Source organism: Ureibacillus galli, assembly GCF_014836845.1.
In the GTDB taxonomy this organism is placed as follows: domain Bacteria; phylum Bacillota; class Bacilli; order Bacillales_A; family Planococcaceae; genus Ureibacillus; species Ureibacillus galli.
The window spans coordinates 262,927-285,960 of record NZ_JACSQA010000001.1; the positions used below are offsets into that span (position 1 = coordinate 262,927).

Here is a 23,034-nt window from a genome sequence, read left to right on the forward strand (position 1 = left end):
CAAAAATCCCCCGTTAGCTATTTAATCAAATTGAATATTTTTATAATCATTGATAACATTACACAATGTATACAAAATAGAACTATATCCTTTTATGGATGTTCTTTTGTTATCAAATTTAATAGCGGTGATTGCTATGGGATGACTATAGCAGGAGCAATTTCTGGAGAGATCGCATCTTAGCGACGCCGAAGGGTTCACAATCTCAGGCAAAAGGACAGAAAAAGTAACAAATAATAACCCTCGAATAGGGATTCGTGATAATGATAACTTTTTATGTAGGAAAGGATTTCCCCTTCATTTTAAAAGTTTATTCGTTTATCTTTTTGTTATTTTTTAAATGTCGAATGAGATAGGATATCCTATCTCATTTTATTTTTCCCCATTGTTACTGTTTGTTTCTGACTTACTTTAGGATTTGGTTAAACTTGGGCAGTAATTTGTTGAAAATGAAAACATTTCATTTCAACTATTTATGTTCCTTTTTACCTTTGATTAAAAATCTGAAAGAAAAGTTCATTACAAAATGCAATGCCGCTATAGTTGGGGGCATAGGAATGGAACAACAAGAATTAAAAAGAGAATTAAAAAACCGTCACGTCCAATTAATCGCCATTGGAGGAACGATTGGAACTGGTTTATTTTTAGGATCTGGTAAGGCGATTGAAAAAGCAGGTCCCTCTATACTGCTCGTTTATATGATTATCGGAGCAGCCGTCTTTTTCGTTATGCGGGCTCTAGGAGAACTATTATTATCAAATAAAGGCTATCAATCTTTTAACGATTTTGCAGTGGATTATATCGGTCCTTGGGCGGGTTATGTAACAGGTTGGACTTATTGGTTCTGTTGGATTATGACGGCAATGGCAGATATTATTGCCGTAGGGGTTTATGTTCGATATTGGTTCGATATACCCCAATGGATTCCGGCTATTATATGTCTCGTGATATTACTAGGATTTAATTTGTTGACTGTTAAACTATTTGGAGAATTAGAATTTTGGTTTGCCTTAATTAAAGTCGTCACAATTATTGCTTTAATCGTGATCGGTATTGTAATGATTGTCACTGGTTTTGAAACAAATGATGGTAAGGTTTCAATCTCAAACTTATGGGAACATGGCGGATTATTCCCGAACGGAGTGACTGGATTTTTACTTGCCTTTCAAATGGTTCTATTCTCTTTTGTAGGGGTAGAGTTAGTAGGCGTTTCTGCAGCGGAAACTTCTAATCCAGGAAAGAATATTCCATCAGCAATAAATAAAATTCCATTACGCATTTTGCTCTTTTATGTTGGAGCTATTTTCGTAATTCTTTGTATTAATCCTTGGACAGAACTGAATGCAGAAAGCAGTCCCTTTGTACAAGTATTTAGTTTGGTCGGTATTCCAATAGCAGCGGGCATTATTAATTTTGTTGTATTAACATCTGCCGCATCTGCTTGTAATAGCGGGTTATTTTCAACAAGCCGTATCATGTATAACTTAAGTAAAAATAAACAAGGTGCAAAAAAGTTAAGTAAATTAAATAAACATGCTGTACCAGCAAATGCCCTTTTCATATCATCCGTTGTTTTATCCTTTGGGGCACTATTAAGTTATGTCATTCCTGATTCTGCGTTTAGTATTATCACAACAATTAGTGCTATTTGTTTTATTTGGGTGTGGAGTATCATTTTAATTTCCCATATACGTTATAAAAAAACTCGACGGGATTTACATAGAAATTCTACTTTCAAAGCGCCCTTTACACCCTTTATAAACTATGTGGTATTAGTGCTGTTCGTAGGCATTTTACTCATCATGTTCATGGCTGATGAAACGAGAATAGCATTATTATTAACGCCTATTTGGTTTATCCTTTTATTTACTTCTTACGCATTTAGAAAAAAACAATCAAAGAGAAAATAAACCGAATAAAAAGAAAGTAGTTTTACTAGTTTTATGAACTGAACCCCTAATAGACACTTAAAAAGTGCCCTATTCGGGGTTTTTTCTTTAAAAGAAGCCTATTTTGTGGACACACTCTTTTTAAAGTGTATCTACGAAGCATTTTAAGGGAATGTTGGTCGTAGGCTTTATATGAAAAGATTTGAGTTACTTGAAAAACCAGTGAATCCAAAGAAATTCGGAGACTATTATATTAGACAAATCATTTTTTTGCGAAAATCCACAGTGCAAAACCCGTATAAACTAATGCAAAAGCGACTAAAAGAACATAAGACATTACCAAATTTATTAAATCAGGTTTTACACAACATGAACTGGGAAAAGGATTTTCAAACGATATAAATTATCTAAAGTATCGAGGTAAATGCGTCAAGACAACAATGGAATTTAAAAAAGATGACTCCGGTAAAATATCGAAGTCATCTAATCACCTTTTAAGCAGCAAGGAAACTTTTTTAAACTGTCCAAAATTTAGAACGAAGTTTCAGAATAACTTGTTCCTATTAAATGTTTTAGGAGTAAATTTTGATCCATCCTATGAATGAATGTATGTACAGATGGGAAATTTATCATACATTATGGATATGAACTCGAATTGTATCAGTAATAAGAAGGACACATTGAAAAAAGTGAAAATATATGATAAATTTATAAAGTTATATATCTTTTAATTGCATTTAATGTATATGTACCCAATATAATTATAAGATATATTTAACGATTAGTCAACCTTTTTAAAGGAGTGTTTGCTATGAATTTAAATGTTCGTCATGAACAACAACGAGTTGATCGTATCATGCAAATCATTGCTGATCGAATTCGTGAAATGGAGGAAGAAACTTCACGGCGGCAGAATGAAGTGGTGAATATTCGCAGGCACTTTTGGGATGAAGTAAAGGTGAATACGGATACCTTCGACGATTATCTTGAGACCATTATTGGATTGAGACAAGAGGCACAAAATTTGTCTGTGAACGAAAGCACCCAAAGACATGCATCGAAGAGATTGTCAACGCTGCGACGTATGCAGGATATTCCCTACTTCGGACGAATTGATTTTATCGAAGAAGGAACATCAACTCCAGAACAAATCTACATTGGAATTTCTTCACTTACAGATAAAAGCGGAGATGATTTTCTTATCTACGACTGGAGGGCACCTATTTCGAGCGTCTACTATGATTATCAACCAGGGCAAGCTCAGTATAAAACACCAGGAGGCATCATCCATGGAATATTGGAGAAAAAATGGCAGTACCTTATTCGTCATGGGATTCTTCAATCTATGTTTGATACTAGCCTCACTATTGGAGACGAGATTTTACAGCAAGTACTAGGTAAAGGTTCTGACAAAAAGATGCACAATATTGTAGCGACCATTCAACAAGAGCAAAATCGAATCATTCGTCATGATAGTGGAAAACTGTTGATTGTTCATGGAGCAGCTGGAAGTGGAAAAACATCTGCTGCACTTCAGCGGATTGCTTACTTGCTTTATAAGTATCGTGATAGGTTAAAGGCTGATCAAATTATCCTATTTTCACCTAATTCATTGTTTAACAGTTATGTATCTAATGTACTTCCGGAGCTCGGTGAAGAGAATATGCAACAGGTCACTTTTCAAGACTACCTAAACAATCGATTGAGTAATGACTTCGAAGTTGAAAATCCCTTCGAACAATTGGAATACATTTTAACTGTAGAGGATTCTCACGTCTATAAAGCACGAGTTGCGAGCATCCGATTTAAAGCGTCTGTTCGCTTTTTCGAAGTAATCGACTTATATAGGAAGTCATTAGAATTATCCGGAATGGTATTTAGAGATATCATCTTCCGGGGAATGCCGATTGTTACTGCTGAACAAATCGCGGAAAGATTTTATAGTAGTGACACCTCGAATCGATTCCATAACAGACTTGAGAAGTTGAAGAATTGGTTATCACAGCAATTAAATGAAGTAGTGAAGAATGAATCGAGTAAGGAATGGGTAGAAGAAGAAATTGAACTGCTTAGTAACGAGGAATTTCATAAGGCATATACCTACTTAGCTGAAAAAAAGGGATTCAAAAGAGATTCACTTTCCGACTATGAACTGGAACCCAAAGCACTTGCCCGCTTAATTGTTCGACAAAAATTGCAGCCTTTACGAAGAAGAATCAAGGCGTATCATTTCATTGATATTCAGGGGATATATAGAAATTTATTTGCTGATTCGATGACTATTAAAAAATGGTTTGATGGAGAATTGCCTACAGAATGGGAGACTATTTGTCAAAAGACGCTGGAAACACTTGATGGTGGAAAGCTCTCTTACGAAGATGCTACACCGTTCTTACTTATAAAAGAACTAATTCTGGGCTTTCAAACGAATCGGTCAATCAAACACATACTTGTTGATGAAGCACAGGATTATTCACCATTTCAATTTGAGTTTATAAAGCGATTATTTCCCGCTGCAAAAGTGACAGTGCTTGGTGATTTTAATCAAGCAATATTCACCCATGCTAGTCAAATGAACGATTTCCAAACACTTTCTAGTATTTATGGAGAGGCTGAAACAGAGATCATTAATATGACTCGAAGTTATCGATCCACAAAACCGATTATTGAATTTACACGCAGACTAGTGCCGAACGGCGAACACATTATCCCTTTTGAACGGGAAGGCGAAAAACCTGTATTGACTCGAATATCCAATCACGCCGGATTGCACAGTTGTATTACATTCAAGGTAGAGGCTTTACAAAAGCTTCAATATAATAGTATCGCTATCATATGTAAATCAGCTGAAGAAAGTGAGCGTGCATACGAAGCCTTATCGAGTATTGATAATATTAAGTTGTTGAGAAAAGGCTCAACAGAATATGAACAAGGGGTTATTGTCATTCCATCCTATTTGTCCAAAGGAATCGAATTCGACGCAGTTATTATCTATGACGCATCGGAGGAAGTATACGGTGATGAGAGCTTACGTCGAGTTTTCTACACAGCTTGCACTAGAGCGATGCATTATTTACAGTTATACAGTGTAGGGGAACCTAGTCCCTTTTTGGAGAAGGTATTGCAAGATGGTTTCATTGAATTGATGGAATGAATTCAATCATATGGTTAATGATTATTTGAGTTTTTATAATGCATTAAGACGACAATGGAATTTAAAAATGATGACTCCGGTAGAATACCGAAGTCATCTTTTCGTCGCTTAAAGCAAGGTTACTTTTATTAAACTGCCCAAAATTTAGGGCGCAGTTCATTACCTTATACTGTTTTTATTTAGTTTGAGGAAGTTGTGTAACTAAAACTTCGACCCTTGATCTCCATATTTCTCAAGTAATTCTTCAAAAGACATATTTTTTTCCCGCTGTTTTCTTTCAAAGGCTAACTGCGCTTGACGTTCTTCTTCTTTAGCCTGCTCTTCTTCTACTAAATTTTTCTTCGTTGCTTTTAATTTTGCTAACACATCACCGTTTAATTGATCTTGTAATGTTAATGTCTCTTCATTTTTGGACAGTTGTACTGAAGATACTGTTTTTTTCTTTTTCGCCATTCTATTCACCTACTAGCAATTTCATATTTATATATTAGTTTATCATGATTTTGAAAAAAACTCTTTCATCTAAATCATTCTCCTTTTTGTCACGAACTTAAACAAATATCGTTGCGTAGGATAGTAAGAAAGATATTTTCCACACATTGAATTCAACGGAAGTAAGAGCTAAATAAATTTCTTTCCTTTTCGTCATATAACCGTGAATATTGACAGAATAAAGAATAATACTACTATTAATGAATCGAGGTGTTTTTAATGAAACGAAAATTCTTTTGGGTTTCAAGTATTATCACCACCATTCTTTCCACTGCAACTACCATTTTCGGCTTCGCTGCTTCCAATCGACTGATGTATATTAAAAATAAAGACGCAAATTTTATTTTCGATCGTGAATTAAAAGCACAACGTTTTGATGTAAATTGGTTCAATCAATGTCCAAAAGAAGAATTAAGTATTGACTCTCCTAATGGATATCCGATAAAAGGCATTTTCTTTCAACCGCTTGAAACGAAAAACACGATTATCATCTGTCATGGTGTTACAGAAAACAAAATTAATTCAGTAAAATATGCTCGCATGTTTGAACGACTTGGTTATAATTCCTTCGTATTTGATCATCGACGTCACGGTGATTCAGGAGGGAAAACGACTAGTTATGGTTATTATGAAAAATTTGATATTGCTGCGGTCGTCCAAACGGTGAAATCGATTGTTGGTGAAGATGCCATTATTGGAATACATGGTGAATCAATGGGGGCAGCAAGTATGATTTTATATGCTGGTCTAGTTGAAGACGGTGCAGACTTTTATATAGCAGATTGTGGATTTTCCAATTTTTCCGAGCTTATATCATATATATTAAAAAAAGAAACGATTTTACGAACGAAAATTCCAATCCATTTAGCAAACATTTTTTTAAAAATGCGTGATGGCTATACATTAAAAAGCATCACACCGAAGGAAGCAGTTAAAAATATTCAATCACCGATACTTTTTATCCATAGTCTAGAGGATGATTTTATTTTGCCTTATATGACCGAAGAAATGTATGAAGAAAAAGAAGAACCGAAAATGTTAAAGTTATTTGAAAAAGGTGCTCACGCCCAATCCTTTAATCAAAACTCAAAAGAGTATGAAGAAACAGTATTAGAATTTTTACAAAAATATGTTTATGTAAATTTGGAATATATTGAAAAAGACATATCATGAATAAGTTGGAAGCCGAACTTCCATACAAAATATTAAAATCTGCCCTCTTCATTAGTTGGGGCAGATTTTGTTTTGGATGTATTCGACTACTTTCTTATATACCTCCCTTTTTATGTTTGATTGTTATCCGATATATTCCGTATATAAAATGTCGAGTCAATCCTAAATATGATCGATAAGATGTAATTGTAAAGGAGGGAAAATAGATGATTGAAAAATTTAATCATTTAATGGACTACATTGAAACACATTTAACGGAAGAGATATCTGGAGAAGAGATATCAAAAATTGTAGGGCTATCTGATTATCATTTTAAAAGAATGTTCTCTTATATGGCTGGCATGTCATTAAAAGACTATATCAAAAATAGGAGATTATCTGTTGCAAATGCTGAATTAATTAACGGAGCAAGGGTAACTGATATTGCTTATAAATATGGTTTTCAATCGATAGAGGGATTTTCAAGAGCCTTTCGTGAATGGAGTGGATTCTTACCTTCTGAAGTAATAAAGAACAAAATTCAAAAATCCTTTCCCAAATTTACATTCATTATCGATATAAAGGGAGGAATCTCAATGGAATTTAAAATTGAAAAGAAGGAGAATTTCAATATTGTTGGCGTATCGAAAAGGGTGCCTATTCAATTCGAAGGTGAAAATAAGGCAATCTTAGAACTAGCCCAATCAATCACTGAACAACAACGAAATGAAATGCATCAATTAGCTGACCTATACCCCTATCAAGTGTTGAATGTATCGTATGATTTTGATGATGGTTTTTTAGAAGAAACAGGCTATTTAACGCATATGATAGGGTTTGCAACAACAAAAGAAAATCCATTCGATGATTTAGAGCAAATTTCTATCGACGAAAGCCTTTGGGCAATTTTCCCTAATCACGGACCATTCCCGTCTACATTCCAGGATACCCATGCAAAAATATATGCTGAATGGTTACCATCTTCCGGTTATGAAGTAGCAGATATTCCAGGAATTTCTTTTATAAAGCATAATAATTCTTCAGAAAATGTATATAGTGAAATATGGATTCCAGTAAAAGAAAAGAAGTAGCGTAAAACATAGAATGGTAAAATTCACAAAAGTTTAGTCCATTAAATCTAAATCCAAACCAGTTAGTAAAAAGACTAACTGGTTTTTGAAATAACAGATCAATTATTTGCTCCATCCCAATTTATTTTTCCGTTTAATACGAACATACGATTTCTTATTTTTAGCTACAACCACGATTATATTTTTCTAGGATTCATTCCTTTTGGAATTTTTAACTAATTAGGAATTTGTGGTGAATTGAGAAGAAAGTCGGATCAAAAAGGAGCCCTACATTGAAAAAGTTTAAATGGTCTACTTTTTTATGGAAGTTGCTATGGGTTATCGGATTGATTATTTTATCATTAATAATTTTAAATTTGGAGACACAAGTCCGAAGTTACGTAGATTCAACATATATTTTCAGTCTAATATTTTGGGTTAACTTAATGGATTCGATTATATTAGGAATCTATATTTCTCTTATTTTCGTAAAAAAATGGTCACTGAATATAAATCCAACTTTATTATGGGGTGTATCAATTCCTTGTTTATTCATTTCAATTTTTTCCCCCATCATGATTACTTTAGGAAAATCAATTCATTATTGGATCATACAAATCTCTACTTTCGAAGTGTTCGGCATTGTTTCAGGAATGACACTTATTTTAAGTCTTTTTAGTAATCAATCAAAAATTGAACAGTTATAGAACGATTTGAACTTTATGTCAATAAGAAAACACCTTATATTACAGCTTGTTGACATTATTTTACCAGCTACTGAATGTTCAGCAGTAGTTAAAAATTTTTCGTATTGGAATACACGTTATACGGTTTGTTTCTAGCGACATTTCACACTTTAGAGGGTAAATGTTTCAATTGGAGAAATAGTAGGCACTCCTTTTTTAAAAAGGAGTGCCTACTATTTAAAAGACAATCATTCATATAAATTGGTGCATAGAAAGAATTAAAGTGCCGTGATTCCACCATCAACGATGAATTCAGAACCTGTAGAATAACTTGATTCATCAGAAGCTAAATAAAGAACAAGGTTTGTTACTTCCTCTGGTTGGGCGACTCGTTTTAATGGAATCTGTTTAGAAAACTCTTCTACAGCAGCTTTTGTGTCCTCTTGAATTACCATTGGAGTAGCGATTACACCTGGGTGTACCGAGTTAACTCGAATGCCATAATGGGAACATTCCATCGCTGCTGCTTTTGTTATACCGCGAACTGCAAATTTTGTATCTGTATACCCAATAGCTCCACCAACAATACCGTTAATCGAAGAAATGTTAACAATTGAACCACCACCTGCTTTTTGCATAGATGGAATAATCGTCTTCATCCCTAAAAAAACTGATACTTGATTAATATCAACAATACGACGGTATTCTTCTTCGGAAGTTTCAAGGATGGATTTTGCCATCGTAATACCAGCATTGTTTACTAAAATGTTGACTGGACCAAATTTTTCTTCCGCTTTTGCAACAACAGTTGCCCAATCATCTGCCTTTGTAACATTCTGTTTTACAAATAAAGCATTTTCTCCTAACTCATTTGCTAAAGCCATTCCTTTTTCTTCATTTAAATCTGTAATAATCACTTTCGCGCCTTCTGCTATAAAGCGTCGTGCGTGGGATTCCCCCATTCCTTGAGCAGCCCCTGAAATAATTGCAACTTTACCTTCTAAACGATTCATTTGTGTAGTCCTCCCTTTTGGCTTTCGATAACTGTGTTATCGGTTCTATCAAATCATTAAGTCATTTAATAGAAAATATTTATACTACAAATGTAAATTAACAGAATTTTGATAGGAAGTCAAAAGGAACGAACACTTTTTCAAAAAACAGACTATTATTTCATGATATAATTTTAAAAAGAAGGTATTTGACAAGGTGGTATTAAAATGGCTAGTGAAGATCGCCGAATTATAAGAACTCGAAACAATTTAAAGAAAGCGATGATGGAGCTATTAAAGGAAAAGAACTTTAAAGATATATCGATTACTGAAATATCTAAATCTGCCCGCTGTAACCGAGTAACCTTTTATTCCCACTATGAAAACAGTACGCAGCTTTTAGCAGATATTTTTCAAGATTATTTAAATGAACTGGCACAACATTATAAAGAAAGTTTTAAAGGGAAAAAATCATTTTCCTTATCTGATTATTCAAGAAATATTCCAATCTTTGAATTTGTATATGAAAATCAATTTGTGTTTTCCCTCATGTTAATGGGTGAAGTCATACCGGGTTCCCAAAATCATTTTTGTGAAACAATTTCAACTATTAGTAGAACGGATTTAACATTAAAGGATGAAATTTGGTTTGATATTGAGGCAATTAACTTGTACAAAACATATGCCTTATTAGGATTATTTATTTATTGGATTAAAGAGGGGTTCGAAAGTTCCCCCGAAGAAATGGCCAAAAGATTATCCTTCCTATACTCCACAACAATAGGTGAGGCGATCGTTAAAAAGGAATAATCATTGCTTATCCACATGCTACCTCCTATTTCCTAATCGTTTCGATTCTTTTTTAGTTTTAAGATTACTTTGATTTATAGGAACAAGTGTTCTAAACTGGATATAGACATATTGGGGAGGTGAATTGGTGAGACCTAATTTAGCAAAGGATATTAGCATTCAAAGTTTTAAAGATTACTATTGGTTAAAAGAAGAGTTACAAAACTTTTGTAGAGAAAATGGACTAAGTTCAACAGGTTCAAAATTTGAACTTTCCCATCGAATTGAAACATTTCTTCAGACAGGAGAAATTAAAAAGCCTAATAGAAAATCGAGTACAAATAAAAAGAATGAACAAAGTACAAAATTAAATTTAAATACCGTCATTACAGAAAATCATCGATGTAGTCAAGAGGTGAGGACCTTTTTCAAAACAGTCATTCCGAAGTTCCATTTTTCTACATATATTCAAAACTTTTTTAAAAATAATGTAGGCAAAACCTATCAGGATGTAGTAAATGCTTGGTATGAGGAAGAAATACGAAGGAAAGATCCCTCATATAAAAAAGTAATTGCACCTCAATTTGAATACAATCGATTTATTCACGACTTTTTTGAAGACCCGAAAAATCAAGGGAAAAGTCTTAAACAAGCGATTGAAGCATGGAATAACATTAAGAAACTTCCCGGTAACAACAAATATGAACAACATCATTAGCAAAGAAACCAAAAGTTTGAATCCGATCCTGTTTCGGGCTCAAGCTTTTTTCATTAACTCGGATGTCTCTAACAAAAAACTAATTTCTCCATGTTGTTATATTAAAAAACCGACAGATTTTATAATCTATCGGTAAATAGTAATATTCTTTTTAAATCAGTTCACGATAATAAAATCGTGTTAATTCAATAAAATACTTAAAATGGTCCTCCATCTTCTTATCTTTATGCCAAGCTAGTTGAGTAAAAATAGACTCAAGTTGGATACCCGAAGTTAATGCTTTTAATGTACCCTTCTCTAATTCTTGTTCAACGACCATTTTCGGTAAGTAGCTAATACCTAATCCAGCTATTGTACATTGTTTAATAGCCTCAATGCTTACGAACTCGATTACTTGTTTAGGATAAATATTTTGCATCGTTAACATATTTTCCAATTGGTTACGATAGGAGCAACCTTGTTCTGTTAAAAGTAAGGTCTGGTTGGAGAGATCCGTTAAAAAATCCGTTGAATCCCCTTCTTTTGCAGTTGAAGATGATGTAACAAATATAATTTCTTCCTGTACAAGGGGCTTTATTTCAAGTGTTGGCAACGATTTGAAAGTGTCTGTAATAAGCGCAAAATCTAACTCTCCTCGATGAATCATTTCCTGTGCAATTTCTCTCGTATGGACTGGTTTAAAGATGACCTGTATTTTCGGATACTTCTTCTTTAACTCAGCTAGAATAGCAGGTAAGCGGTAAGTACATTGACTCTCTTGAGCACCAATAGTAATTTTTAAATACTTTTCTCCTAAACCTGTTACTTCCTCCATCATCTCAAGGTGAAGGTTCACCATTTTTGTAGCATACACTTGAAATTCTTTTCCTGAAACGGTCAGGATTAGTTTCTTCCCTAATCTTTCAAATAATTCAACCCCTATTTCTTCTTCCAATGCTTTAATTTGGGCTGTAATACTTGATTGGGCATAGCCTAATTGCTTTGCTGTTTGGGTAAAATTTAACGTTTCAGAAGCAACTAAAAAAGTTTGCAATTGCTTTATATCCATACAAAAAACTCCTTAATCGTTTTTTTCGATTGTTTTCATCGAATTATTCAGCTTTTTAAATGATTTATTTTACTATAAACTTCTTTTAGATAAATAGAAAGGGAGTTTTTAGATGAATATTACCGTATTTTTTGGAAGCTCGAGAAATAATGGCAATAGTGAACTGTTGGCAAAGGAAGTAGTAAAGGGGTTTTCCTATGAAGAAATTCGATTGCAAAATTTGAATATTGTTCCCATTGAAGATAAACGACACGATTTAAATGGCTTTTCAATTCAAGATGATGACTATGACTTTATTATCCATCAAATTTTAAAAAGTGACGTTTTAATTTTCAGTACACCAATTTATTGGTACAGCATGTCAGGCACAATGAAGGTTATGATTGACCGTTTTAGTCAGGCGATTCGAGATGAACGTTTTCCGAATTTTAAGGAGCATTTACAACATGTAAAAGTGATTGTGTTAGCTGTTGGAGGAGACGAACCACGTATAAAAGGACTACCTATGATTCAACAATTTCAATATATTTTCGACTTCTTAGGTATGTCCTTTGATCAGTACTTAATTGCAGAAGGAAACCGCCCTGGGGATGTTTTATTAGACGAAAAAGCAATGAATGAAAGCAAATTATTAAATAAATGGCTTCATCAGTTAGAAACTTCTATGTAGAAATATGTAGGCAAAGTTATTTCGCTGTTTAATAGGCTGATATAATGCCGTTTATGGAGGTGTTCGGATATTTGGAGACACGTTTATCGTGATTTTAGTGACCTATCAAGAACAGAACAATTAGCGTTGTAGTGCTGTCCATTAATCTAACTATATGACAGTTGAGATGTTTAGAAGAAGTGCAAGATAAAAAACCTCTAAGTAGAGGTCAATAATTTACTTTTCTATTGTGATATATTCATCATCCTTTAATCTTGTAACTTGGCACCCTTCAAGTATTTCAAATTCTTTTAGTCTATCTTCAATTGTATTGTTTGTACTATCCTTGAACAAATCTTCTCGGTCATAGTGAGGAAAAACAAGTTTGTCCGTTAAGCCTAATGCAGAAAAATCCTTAGTGTTTAATGTATTCATTTGCGGTGTGAAGAAATGAACGACTTTAATGTTTGGACCAAGTAGAACAGCACCAGCACTTACACCTACAATAACAACATTTTTGTTCACTAAATCTCGAAAGACACTATCTGCCCCATTCTGTTTAGTATGAAATAACAAATTAAATGGATTACCACCATTGATGTATATGACATCTTTATGTGCAAGACTTTTTGGGTTATCAAACTCTATATCAATGAAATCGATGTTTTGAAATCCCATATCCTTAAAGTCCTCTTTTGCTTTCTGAGCAAACCTATTATTATCCTTTTGTGGCGATGCAGTTGTGATAATAGCAACATCCAGTTCGTTAGGTTTGCCCTTAATGAGTTTTAAAAATTTCTCTTTGATAGCATCATTGTAAAAACCATTGGAGGTTAGTAACAATTTCACTATAATCAACCCCATTTTATTCTCTATTTCGTATTAAATGTATCCTTATTTTACCAGATAAAATAGAGAATCAGAAATTTTCATCATAAAACAACATTCTTTACGAAAACAGCGTACTATTTAAATGAATTCATTTTATTTTTGTATAGCGACGATTATGCAAAATAAAAGCACTTAACCTTTTAAAGTTAAGTGCTTTTATTCAATTATCTCAATTGACTTTATTTCTAGTTCTCCCACAAAGAAGTCCTCTTGACCGTCAGGTTTAAAATGTAATTCATCATAATCTGTATCTTCTTGATCTATATAGTCTCTTATAAAGCCAGTTAAAACATCACCATCTTTAAACTCAATTTTAACTCTTTTTCGAGTGTATAACCAAAGTTTCATCATTTAATCTTCCTCTACAAAAAGTATCCGAACAATTTGATTTCCTTTTTCTTAAACGGTTATCTTTAGGGAGTTAGACACAATGTCCATTTTATTTGTACATTTTGGATTCTACTTGCTTAAGTTTAAAGAGAATTTGAAGAATGTCTTTCCTTCTTTTCGCAACTTTTCAACTTCCTCTTTAGATAACTTTCTTGGTTTTCCCGGATCTGATAGTCTTTTTTCAAAATCTAATTGAGCTTCTTTTTCCGCATCATTTTTTTTACTCATTTTATGTCCCCTTTAAAATCTAGTCATCGAATTATTATGCAAACAAATAAATTCAAAAAGAATTCATATGTTTTCAAATAAAATTAATACTTAACGAATGTTGTGACTCCATGATGGGATATGTAATTGCGATGGCTAAGTTCTTCTAACCATTTTTTTGGATTTAATTGAAACAAACCATAGACGTTTCTATAAGTATATCTTTCTACATTGACCTCAATTGGCTCAGGTCGTTCTTCCATATCACGTCGATACTGATCAAAATCACTTTGACTTGGGACATTATAGATTTCGATTACATCCCCTACTTCCATATATTTTGCTAAATAGGTGAGAAATAAATGATTACCCACTCCGTAAGCTTCATAGATATATGGCAAAGAGAATAAACCTTCAACTGAATTTTTCCATTCATTATCTATTTCTTGAACTGAAAAAAAGAGAACGTCTTCCTCTCTTTCAAACACAGTTATATTATTATTTTCTTCTATTTCCTCTGGTATTTTAAAAGGTTTCGAAGATGCTAAAAAAGTAATTTCAGTCAATCGTTATCACATCCTATATCAATTGTTGAACTAGTTAATAGCTTTTGGCAATCCTTTGTCTCTCTGTCTTCTTAAGTGGCTAAGTTTTTAGAGGTAGAATTCCCTTCTGATTTTAATCCAATATAAACTTAAAAATTACCATTTTTTGTTAAATAAACTAATCGTTTTCATTTTTTCCATTTTGAAAAATACTTAACATGAATGTTAAGCCTGCAACAATTTCAATCATGCCAGAATGAATCACTTTTAAAAACCATACCCCTAAAAATGGCACTGAAATCGAAAAGGCAGCTGATATCGGGACAATTAACGAAAAGAAAAAACATGGAACGAAAACGCAAATAAACAACGGAAAATTAAATTTAATAGACCATTTTTTGATTAAAATAAGTGATAAGTACATACCCCAAATGAAGTAAATTATAAATTTAGACCAGTATACAGGAGTATAATTAAACTGTGAACTATCTTTAATTTGATTTTCAATATCAAAACTAAGGATTGTTAGTAAAAATAAACCAATGACCCATATAATTTTCCAGCAATAATAAGACCATTCTTTCATAAATCAAAACCTCCCCCTTTCATCTTACGATTAAATGCAAAATAAGTTCCAATATTTTACACATAACATTCAATTACTTTTTCATTTTCTTTATCCCATAAAAAAGGCGCTGACCCTTGGATCAACACCCTTTTAATGAATATTCTAATTACTACTATAAACATAGAGATAACTCAGTTTAATATACAAGTTTTATTTTTTCCTTAGAACGATTCTGCTTTCGTTGTATAATCTATAGAGTTTGCAATTTGTACAAGTACTTCTGCCGCCACTTTATCAACCACATCTGAATCTATACTTAAAACATATTGCCAACCATCTCTTTCAAAAACTAATAAATTAAACCCAATATTCGGATCTTCAATATATGCTGCTTCACTACCATTTTTCAACTTAAAGACTTCTGAAATATACTTATCAAAAGAAACTTTGTACTTGATTGACCGAACTATAATTTTGTAATGATGTTGGGCGAATTGATCACTGATCATCGTTATTTCAAAATGGTCGTTCATTTCACCACTCAAATTAGAAAATCTTCCAAATTGATGGGTAAAACTGATGGGCGGCACTCTGAGGGGCAGTTTCAGTTCTTTTTTAAAATGTTTTTCAAAATCCTTTGTTGCACCTTCTACCGTTTTGTACCCTATTTCAGGATAAATTTCTTCCATCGGTTGAGGAGAATCATTTTTGGAATATACCGTTTCATGATTTGTTCCATAAAAGAAGACAGCAAACAACAATATAAGAGGAATCGTTTTTTGCATTTTGAATCGCTCCTAATTCTCATTATTAGGTTTATTTTCTCCAAAACGTTGACAACTATCCTCTTAAACTAAGTTATTGAAAATACTTCCTTTCATCAATTACTATCCATAACTATTTCTATTTCATTTGTCTACCATCTAACATTTGATAAAGCAATTGATTAAAAGAAGGATCTTCTTGTGGCTTTAATTTCATCATTGCGCCAAAGTATTGTTGTGCGGTTGTAAAAGTAATAAATGCACATAGTTCGCTAATTTCCTCTTCCGTAAAGTAATCCTTTAATATATTAAAATGAGCATCAGATATATCTCCCTTTTGTTTTAAAAAAACTTCTGCAAATCCAACAGCGATAGATGTTTTTTCGTCAAACAATAGCGGGTCAGGTTTCCCTTTTGCTTTGCAATATTCACATCCATTACTTTGGGCTAAAGTTCTTCTCACTTGTTCTTTCAATTTTGCCGGAAGCAAACCGTCATTTTCTAACACATCTCCTAAATGGGACCATCTTTCCATCACTTCTTTGTTATGCCCTAAAAGTCTTTGAAATGGGGTTTCTCCATATTGTGACTCTACAATCCTTGCCATATCATGACCTCCTTGTTATATTTAATATGGTTTAATTATAATGAAGAAAAAAACTAAATCACATTTAATTCAAAACGAATAACAGGGAAATTTTTTTAATAATTAACGAAATTTGGGGGTATCACTTTAAAAATGAAAATTGATGATATGGATAAAAAAATTTTGGATGAATTACTTCAAAATAGTCGCTTATCAATGAGTGAACTTGGAAGAAGAGTGAATTTGTCTTCCCCATCAGTAACTGAACGAGTAAGACAAATGGAGTCATTTGGGATTATAAAAAAATATACGTTAGAGGTTGACTATGAAAAAATCGGTTTACCGATTCAATGTTTAATAGAAGCAACGATAAAAAACGGCGAATATCTATCTTTTAAACAATATATAGCATCCCTTCCAAACGTAGAATTTTGTTATCGGATTGCAGGAAATGCCTGTTTTATGCTTAAAATGCAATTTGATACTCTTGCGAAAGCAGAAGAATTCATTGATGCTGTCGGTCCCTATGCCCAAACTGTAACCCACTTTATTTTTTCTAGCGTTCCAACAAATTTAAAATTTGATTTGGACGAATAGGAATTAATTGTTTACAATGAAGCTACTCCCTATTGAAGGAATAGATTGTCACCCTTGTTTAATCCTTCTTCTCCCTTAGAAGATGAACATAATTAAAAGAAGGAGGACCACTCCCATGAATAAACCTGCACATCTGATGGGTGGCTTAACAGCAGGAGTTGCTGTCTCAAAATACATAATACCAACGATAAATAACGGAGCGATAGATGGGATCGTGAATATTGGAGTAGTACTTTGCGGTGCTCTATTAGGATCACTGTTACCAGATATTGATCATCGAAATAGCTATATTGGCAGAAAGCTTAAAATTGCCTCTTTTATAATTAGTAAAACACTAGGGCATCGAAGTATCGTCCATACACCGATTGTCATTTTTGCATTTTCGGCATTACTTTACTTCCTTACAAACCAATTTACAGGTACAATCCATAACTTATCTCGCTTATTTGTTATTGGGATTAGTTACGGAATGTTTAGTCATTTATTTTTAGACCTGTTAACGAGAAGGGGCATTCCTCTCCTTTATCCTTTCAGTTCAAAAAGTTTCCGTATTGCTAAATTTAAAGGGGGCGGCATCGGCGATTCCCTAACAATGGTAATTGGCCCAATTTTAATTGTTTTAATGGTACTAGATACGATCGTTCCATTTGTTTTCTAAAAATACCCCAAAAAAGGTGTTATCCTATTTTTACAAATAGATAACACCCTTTTTTAATGAGCACTTTACAATTTGAACTTACCGGTAATAGATTTCCCATAGGTGAATCTTTTCAAAGAGCAGTCGGTACTAGATTACATTACTTCTTCGCAAGGAGGGAATAGGCTTTAACGTTCAAGAATTTAATCGTTAGCTTGAAAAAAATATTATTTTACTATCCTTTATTTAGTAATAAAGAAGGAAATCCCATTGTTTAGTGTTTTACGAATCGAAGTTAGATAAACTGTTAGGAAGTTTGATATTAAACCAGTCACTTACATCACATTGGCCATATTCATTATTACCTACTGCAACAACCGTGCCGTCCGATTTTAGACCAACCGTATGGGCACAACCTGCCGATATCGCCACAATATCAAACCAATCACTTACATTACATTGACCATACTCATTCCAACCTACCGCTACTACCGTGCCGTCTGATTTGAGGCCGATTGTATGATTACTTCCTGCTGCAATTGACACAATCTCTCGCCAGTCACTTACTTCGCATTGTCCATGTTTATTGAAACCTACAGCCATCACAGTTCCATTTGATTGCAGAGCAATTGTATGAAGATAACCTGCTCCGACGGCTACTATATCAGCCCAGTCGTTAACATTGCATTGACGATAACGATTATTACCTGTAGCCAATACGGTGCCGTCTATTTTAAGACCGATTGTATGCCAATCACCTGCAGAAACTGCCACAATATCATGCCAGTCATTCACATTGCATTCACCGTCATTATTTCGACCTACCGCTACTACCGTACCATCTGATTTCAATCCAACGGTATGACGCCAACCCGCCGCAATCGCCTCAATATTATGCCAACTGTTTACATTGCATTGATCATACTTATTCCAACCCATAGCCAATACGGTGCCGTCTATTTTAAGACCGATTGTATGAACATTTCCCGTGTTTGTCGCCATATGAACTTTACCAGCAGCGACCGCCGTTATATCTCGCCAGTCATTTACATCACATTGGCCCAATTTATTATCACCCACAGCTACCACCGTGCCGTCCGATTTAAGTCCAACGGTATGCCGACGCCCCGAGGCAATGGTATCTTTTGGCCACTGTTTTATCTGTAACATCGCTTTTTCGGACGAAATAAAATCCATATTTTACATCCTTTCATAAAAGTATCCTAGTAATTATTTAAACTAGTACATTTAATTCATGGATTCCCTACCTCTACTGTTTATTCAAGAAGTAGGTTTTTCTATACTATAATTCATTATAATCTTTTTCCGATGGCAAATGCAGTTGTTCATTTCTAAGAAATTTAGAAAAAAATGTATTTAACTAGCAATTTATTAAGTTGACTGAATTTTACGATTATAGTATCATTGGTATACCACATACCAGGGAGGTTAAAGATGAAAAAAATTGAGACAGGGATGGCTTTAAGGGAAATTGCTTTTGAAGAAATTAAAAAATCCATTCTGAATTATGAACTCTTACCGGGTCAGGCAATTTATGAAAGAGACTTAAGTGAAAAATTAGGAATAAGTAGAACTCCTATTAGAGAAGCACTCTCGTTATTAGAACGAGAAAAATGGATTGTTTCAAAGCCACGTGTAGGTACGTTTATTAATGAAATTACAGAAGAACAAGTTTTAGAAGTAATGGAAATCCGAATTATGTTTGACCGTTTCTCACTTGAAAAAATTTGCGGAAATATTACGTCAGAACAAATTAAAAGATTAGAAGGTTACATTGAGGAACAAGAAAAAAATAAAACAAACCATCAGAAATTTATTGATTTAGATAAGGAATTCCATTCCCAAATCGTATTATTAACTAAAAATGAGCGATTAGAAAAATGGTTTGAGGAAATTGGAGATCAAATTAGATGGTTCGGCTTAAAAGCTATCACGAAAGAGTCACGGATTGAAGAAACAATTTCGGAGCATAAAGAAATTATTGAAGCTTTAAAATCACAAGATATCAATCAGCTTCTAAAAGCTTCAAATACCCATGTGGGCAATACAAAAAATGAAATTATTAGCCAATTAAGGAGGAAATCAAATGAAGAAAATGATTAATTTACACCTTTCCAATGGAGAGATTAAAAAGCATGAAATTCATATTAAAAAAGTAATTGTTGTTGGGTATGGGGGTAGAAATATCGAAAAAATCCAAGAACACATTGATGAATTGAACGAATTAGGGATTGCACCCCCATCTAGTGTACCGATGATTTACCCACAACAAATTGATCAACTTAATTTTTCAAATGAATGTCATAGTAGCAAAACTTCTTCTGGAGAAGCCGAATATGTCTTATTCCATGACGGAACAGAATGGTTAGTTACCCTTGGAAGCGATCATACCGATCGGGAAGTAGAAAAGGAAGATATTTTAAAGTCTAAATTAATATGTGATAAACCAATTGCATCTGATTTTTGGAAATTAGCAGATTTGAAAGATGATTGGGATCATATTATTCTCCGTTCCTATGTTACATCCAATGGAGAAAAATATTTATATCAAGAAGACACTTTAGAGGCCCTTTTAGAGGTTGATATTTTATTAAAAAAACTGGACGACTTAGGGGAAAAGGATTTAGAAAACACTGTAATTTATTCCGGTACGGTGCCTACAAAAAATGGATTTATTTTTGGTGAAAAATTCGAATACGAAATCGAACATCCGAAGTTAAACAGAAAAATTAAGCACTATTATTCTATTGTTAATTAAGGAGTGGAATTTACTTGAAAAAGAAACCAACAAAGGTTAGATGGGGACTAGCATTTTTTTTCTTTATCATTGGTGTAATCGCTTACATGGATAGATCGAATATTTCAATCATTGCAAAACCAATGATGGACGATTTAGGTTTAGATAAAGTTCAATTTGGGATGCTTGCATCATTATTCTCATTAGGGTATGCGTTAGTACAAATTCCCGCTGGCCTTTTGGCAGAAAAATTTGGACCAAGGAAAATGATTACTTTCGCTTTAATATGGTGGTCGGTATTTACTGCATTAACCGGTTTAGTTAAATCCCACGGTTTGTTATATGCCGTTAGATTTTTATTTGGTGTAGGAGAAGGGCCAATGTTTCCAGCGAATGCTGTATTTAATACAAACTGGTTTAGAAGAGATGAAAAAGCTCGAGCATCCAGTGCCTTATTGGCTGGTTCCTATTTTGGACCCGTTATAGCCCCTATCGTTACAGTATACATCTATCAATTTTTTGGCTGGCAAGCAGTATTTTATATTTTTGGGATAATCGGAATTATCATTGCGGGTGTATGGTGGGTGATTGCTAGAGATTATCCTGAAATTCACAAATTAGTAAATGAACACGAAAAAGAATATATTATTGAAGGTAGAGAAATTGTTAATACCGACAAGGCGAGAGCACCATGGAAAACATTTTTGAAAAGCTATCGATTTTGGGCATTAGGCGTCCAATATTTTGTAGTTTTATATATCATTACGTTCTTTTTAGTATGGTTACCTACATATTTACTAGAAGATAGAGGATTCTCATTAACTAAAATGGGATTTGCTGCAAGTCTACCATGGTTAGCAATATTAATAACTGTCATGTTAGGTGGTATTCTTTCAGACCGTTTAGTACGCAAAGGTTTTTCAAAACAAATTTCTAGATCATCATTAGCTATTTCAGGCCTAATTATATTTATTATTTCAATGTACTTAGCTGTTATGACTGTTTCGCCCTATTTGAATGTTTTATGGTTATCATTATGCTTAGGTTCACTAGGTTTCACCGTTGTTTGTTCTTGGGCTACTGCTACAGATTTAGGTAGAAACTTTTCCGGTTCCGTTTCAGGTTGGATGAACTTGTGGGGAAATCTAGGAGCATTCGTGTCACCATTGTTATGTGGTTGGTTAGCGGAAGAGTTCGGATGGAATATGACGTTAGGACTAACGATTGTCCCAGTATTCATTGCAGCTATCTTATGGTTGTTAGTGAAACCGGATACATCATTATTAAATACAAATGAGGAGTGACCAATATGAATTATTTAGTATTTCAAATGGAATTGGAAGTTGGAAAGCCAGAAGAGAATAGAAGAATCATAGAGAGCTGGTTAGAAGCAAACTACAGTAATGATTTAGATATCGTAGTACTTCCTGAAATGTGGTCTACCGGATATGCGTTGGAAGAATTGAGAGATATTTGTGAAGTGGATGGTTCGCAATCCATTACATTTTTACAGTCGTTAGCTAAAAAGTTTAATGTAAACTTAGTAGGCGGTTCAATGGCCATATTGGAAGGTAACGATATCTTTAATCGTGCTGTTATTGTCAATCGAACGGGTGAAATTGTTCACAAATACGATAAGATGCATCTTGTCCCAATGCTTGATGAGCCAAAGTATTTAAGTGCCGGCCTTAATCAAGTGGAAGTATTTGAACTTGAAGGTGTAAAGATGGGCGTCATTATTTGTTATGATTTACGATTCCCTGAAATTATTCGTGATTTAGCCTTACAAGGTATTCAAGTGCTCCATATTGTAGCGGAATGGCCACTTGCAAGGGAGAGTCACTGGAATACGTTACTCCGTGCGCGTGCAATTGAAAACCAAATGTATGTTGTCGCATCCAATGTTACGGGGACAAAGTTAGGAGTAGAATTTGCAGGTTGCTCACAAATTATAGACCCGTGGGGAGATATCGTTCAAAAATTAGATCAAGAAGTTGGTGAGCTTAAAGCAAATTTAGATTTAGATAAAGTACCAAAAATCCGAAAAGAAGTTCCGATATTCGAGTCCAGAGTACCGGAGAAATATAGAAAATTATAATAGTGGAGCTACTTCAAGATAAATCTCTTGAAGTAGCTTTTTCTCTATTTCTTTCCATCGAAAAATCTAAAAGAAGAAGTTCATTAAAGCTTCACTTCTACTACAGTTCCATCCTTCAATTTCGTTTCAACAAGTGTAACACCACTGTTATGAGAGATTTCCTGCAACAAGTGCTTTAAATCTTTTCTTTCAATTTCTGGGAAAATGAATTTGCTACTTTCCTTTTTCATTGCGCGATTGATAATGCCAGTGATCCTTTTGGATGTAATAAATAAAGTAACGACGTGTAAAACTGCATAGGGAACCGGAATAAAGTATCGTTTACCCTTAACTGTCATCTTAACTTTTAACATA

General features: G+C 33.7%; 28 protein-coding genes and 1 riboswitch. Of the genes, 16 read left to right on the forward strand and 12 right to left on the reverse strand.

Annotation, left to right across the window (positions count from 1 at the left end; translation table 11 throughout):
• Positions 1-153: 153 nt before the first annotated feature.
• Positions 154-231, forward strand: a riboswitch (glycine riboswitch).
• 326 nt (positions 232-557) lie between these two features.
• The 4 genes from H9636_RS01310 to H9636_RS01320 all read left to right on the forward strand — a co-directional run bounded on the left by H9636_RS01310 (position 558) and on the right by H9636_RS01320 (position 5,155).
• On the forward strand, positions 558-1,910 hold the full coding sequence (locus H9636_RS01310) for an amino acid permease (RefSeq protein WP_191705839.1): 1,353 nt from the start codon (positions 558-560) through the stop codon (positions 1,908-1,910).
• Between the two features lie 393 nt (positions 1,911-2,303).
• Positions 2,304-2,387 (forward strand): IS3 family transposase, encoded by an 84-nt coding sequence (locus H9636_RS19420; RefSeq protein ID WP_404817732.1) that lies wholly within the window; start codon positions 2,304-2,306, stop codon positions 2,385-2,387.
• Positions 2,388-2,700: 313 nt separating this feature from the next.
• Positions 2,701-5,043: an RNA polymerase recycling motor HelD gene (helD, locus tag H9636_RS01315; RefSeq protein WP_191705930.1), complete on the forward strand. Its 2,343-nt coding sequence runs from the start codon at positions 2,701-2,703 to the stop codon at positions 5,041-5,043.
• A 10-nt stretch (positions 5,044-5,053) separates the two neighbouring features.
• On the forward strand, positions 5,054-5,155 hold the full coding sequence (locus tag H9636_RS01320) for an IS3 family transposase (protein WP_191705840.1): 102 nt from the start codon (positions 5,054-5,056) through the stop codon (positions 5,153-5,155).
• Between the two features lie 89 nt (positions 5,156-5,244).
• Here H9636_RS01320 and H9636_RS01325 read toward each other — a convergent pair whose 3' ends face one another.
• Positions 5,245-5,496, reverse strand: coding sequence for a YqkE family protein (locus H9636_RS01325; protein WP_191705841.1), 252 nt, complete (start codon positions 5,494-5,496; stop codon positions 5,245-5,247).
• Between the two features lie 258 nt (positions 5,497-5,754).
• Here H9636_RS01325 and H9636_RS01330 point away from each other — a divergent pair, with 258 nt between their 5' ends.
• The 3 genes from H9636_RS01330 to H9636_RS01340 all read left to right on the forward strand — a co-directional run bounded on the left by H9636_RS01330 (position 5,755) and on the right by H9636_RS01340 (position 8,464).
• Positions 5,755-6,708: an alpha/beta hydrolase gene (locus tag H9636_RS01330; protein WP_191705842.1), complete on the forward strand. Its 954-nt coding sequence runs from the start codon at positions 5,755-5,757 to the stop codon at positions 6,706-6,708.
• 206 nt (positions 6,709-6,914) lie between these two features.
• On the forward strand, positions 6,915-7,778 hold the full coding sequence (locus H9636_RS01335; RefSeq protein ID WP_191705843.1) for an AraC family transcriptional regulator: 864 nt from the start codon (positions 6,915-6,917) through the stop codon (positions 7,776-7,778).
• Positions 7,779-8,050: 272 nt separating this feature from the next.
• Positions 8,051-8,464, forward strand: a complete 414-nt coding sequence (locus H9636_RS01340) for a hypothetical protein (protein ID WP_191705844.1) — start codon at positions 8,051-8,053, stop codon at positions 8,462-8,464.
• Between the two features lie 257 nt (positions 8,465-8,721).
• On the opposite strand, the gene H9636_RS01345 is transcribed toward H9636_RS01340, so the two are convergent.
• A complete protein-coding gene (locus H9636_RS01345) occupies positions 8,722-9,456 on the reverse strand; it encodes a glucose 1-dehydrogenase (RefSeq protein WP_191705845.1) in 735 nt (244 codons plus the stop codon).
• A gap of 207 nt (positions 9,457-9,663) precedes the next feature.
• Here H9636_RS01345 and H9636_RS01350 point away from each other — a divergent pair, with 207 nt between their 5' ends.
• Positions 9,664-10,245 carry a TetR/AcrR family transcriptional regulator gene (locus tag H9636_RS01350; protein WP_191705846.1) on the forward strand — a complete coding sequence of 194 codons (582 nt, stop codon included), beginning with the start codon at positions 9,664-9,666 and terminating at the stop codon, positions 10,243-10,245.
• A gap of 127 nt (positions 10,246-10,372) precedes the next feature.
• The gene (locus H9636_RS01355) at positions 10,373-10,942 is read left to right on the forward strand and encodes a DUF6434 domain-containing protein (protein WP_191705847.1); all 570 of its coding nucleotides are present in this window, start codon (positions 10,373-10,375) and stop codon (positions 10,940-10,942) included.
• Positions 10,943-11,093: 151 nt separating this feature from the next.
• Here the strand turns inward: H9636_RS01355 and H9636_RS01360 are convergent, their stop codons facing one another.
• The gene (locus tag H9636_RS01360) at positions 11,094-11,990 is read right to left on the reverse strand and encodes a LysR family transcriptional regulator (RefSeq protein WP_191705848.1); all 897 of its coding nucleotides are present in this window, start codon (positions 11,988-11,990) and stop codon (positions 11,094-11,096) included.
• A 112-nt stretch (positions 11,991-12,102) separates the two neighbouring features.
• Between H9636_RS01360 and H9636_RS01365 the strand changes: the two genes are divergently transcribed.
• Complete coding sequence (locus H9636_RS01365; protein ID WP_191705849.1) at positions 12,103-12,660, forward strand: flavodoxin family protein; 558 nt, start codon at positions 12,103-12,105, stop codon at positions 12,658-12,660.
• A gap of 216 nt (positions 12,661-12,876) precedes the next feature.
• On the opposite strand, the gene H9636_RS01370 is transcribed toward H9636_RS01365, so the two are convergent.
• From H9636_RS01370 to H9636_RS01400, 7 genes are all read right to left on the reverse strand, one after another.
• A complete protein-coding gene (locus tag H9636_RS01370) occupies positions 12,877-13,488 on the reverse strand; it encodes a Type 1 glutamine amidotransferase-like domain-containing protein (protein ID WP_318240979.1) in 612 nt (203 codons plus the stop codon).
• A gap of 198 nt (positions 13,489-13,686) precedes the next feature.
• Complete coding sequence (locus tag H9636_RS01375) at positions 13,687-13,881, reverse strand: hypothetical protein (RefSeq protein ID WP_225230009.1); 195 nt, start codon at positions 13,879-13,881, stop codon at positions 13,687-13,689.
• Positions 13,882-13,989: 108 nt separating this feature from the next.
• Positions 13,990-14,148, reverse strand: coding sequence for a hypothetical protein (locus tag H9636_RS01380; RefSeq protein ID WP_191705850.1), 159 nt, complete (start codon positions 14,146-14,148; stop codon positions 13,990-13,992).
• An 83-nt stretch (positions 14,149-14,231) separates the two neighbouring features.
• Positions 14,232-14,693, reverse strand: a complete 462-nt coding sequence (locus H9636_RS01385) for a hypothetical protein (RefSeq protein WP_191705851.1) — start codon at positions 14,691-14,693, stop codon at positions 14,232-14,234.
• A gap of 157 nt (positions 14,694-14,850) precedes the next feature.
• On the reverse strand, positions 14,851-15,258 hold the full coding sequence (locus H9636_RS01390) for a hypothetical protein (protein ID WP_191705852.1): 408 nt from the start codon (positions 15,256-15,258) through the stop codon (positions 14,851-14,853).
• A gap of 203 nt (positions 15,259-15,461) precedes the next feature.
• Positions 15,462-16,025: a hypothetical protein gene (locus tag H9636_RS01395; protein ID WP_191705853.1), complete on the reverse strand. Its 564-nt coding sequence runs from the start codon at positions 16,023-16,025 to the stop codon at positions 15,462-15,464.
• A 118-nt stretch (positions 16,026-16,143) separates the two neighbouring features.
• A complete protein-coding gene (locus H9636_RS01400; RefSeq protein ID WP_191705854.1) occupies positions 16,144-16,611 on the reverse strand; it encodes a carboxymuconolactone decarboxylase family protein in 468 nt (155 codons plus the stop codon).
• A 132-nt stretch (positions 16,612-16,743) separates the two neighbouring features.
• Here H9636_RS01400 and H9636_RS01405 point away from each other — a divergent pair, with 132 nt between their 5' ends.
• Together H9636_RS01405 and H9636_RS01410 are read left to right on the forward strand one after the other, a co-directional pair.
• Positions 16,744-17,187, forward strand: a complete 444-nt coding sequence (locus H9636_RS01405; RefSeq protein ID WP_191705855.1) for an Lrp/AsnC family transcriptional regulator — start codon at positions 16,744-16,746, stop codon at positions 17,185-17,187.
• A 115-nt stretch (positions 17,188-17,302) separates the two neighbouring features.
• Positions 17,303-17,845 (forward strand): metal-dependent hydrolase, encoded by a 543-nt coding sequence (locus H9636_RS01410; RefSeq protein WP_191705856.1) that lies wholly within the window; start codon positions 17,303-17,305, stop codon positions 17,843-17,845.
• Between the two features lie 261 nt (positions 17,846-18,106).
• On the opposite strand, the gene H9636_RS01415 is transcribed toward H9636_RS01410, so the two are convergent.
• Positions 18,107-19,021: an RCC1 domain-containing protein gene (locus H9636_RS01415; RefSeq protein WP_191705857.1), complete on the reverse strand. Its 915-nt coding sequence runs from the start codon at positions 19,019-19,021 to the stop codon at positions 18,107-18,109.
• Positions 19,022-19,279: 258 nt separating this feature from the next.
• Here H9636_RS01415 and H9636_RS01420 point away from each other — a divergent pair, with 258 nt between their 5' ends.
• The 4 genes from H9636_RS01420 to H9636_RS01435 are packed head-to-tail and all read left to right on the forward strand — an operon-like array spanning position 19,280 to position 22,680.
• Positions 19,280-19,948: a GntR family transcriptional regulator gene (locus tag H9636_RS01420; protein WP_191705858.1), complete on the forward strand. Its 669-nt coding sequence runs from the start codon at positions 19,280-19,282 to the stop codon at positions 19,946-19,948.
• On the forward strand, positions 19,932-20,603 hold the full coding sequence (locus tag H9636_RS01425; RefSeq protein WP_191705859.1) for a DUF2848 family protein: 672 nt from the start codon (positions 19,932-19,934) through the stop codon (positions 20,601-20,603). Before H9636_RS01420 ends, H9636_RS01425 begins: the two co-directional genes overlap by 17 nt.
• A 14-nt stretch (positions 20,604-20,617) precedes the next feature.
• On the forward strand, positions 20,618-21,886 hold the full coding sequence (locus H9636_RS01430; protein ID WP_191705860.1) for an MFS transporter: 1,269 nt from the start codon (positions 20,618-20,620) through the stop codon (positions 21,884-21,886).
• A 5-nt stretch (positions 21,887-21,891) separates the two neighbouring features.
• Positions 21,892-22,680 (forward strand): carbon-nitrogen family hydrolase, encoded by a 789-nt coding sequence (locus H9636_RS01435; RefSeq protein WP_191705861.1) that lies wholly within the window; start codon positions 21,892-21,894, stop codon positions 22,678-22,680.
• 83 nt (positions 22,681-22,763) lie between these two features.
• Here H9636_RS01435 and H9636_RS01440 read toward each other — a convergent pair whose 3' ends face one another.
• Positions 22,764-23,033: a hypothetical protein gene (locus H9636_RS01440; RefSeq protein WP_191705862.1), complete on the reverse strand. Its 270-nt coding sequence runs from the start codon at positions 23,031-23,033 to the stop codon at positions 22,764-22,766.
• Between the last annotated feature and the right edge of the window lies 1 nt (position 23,034).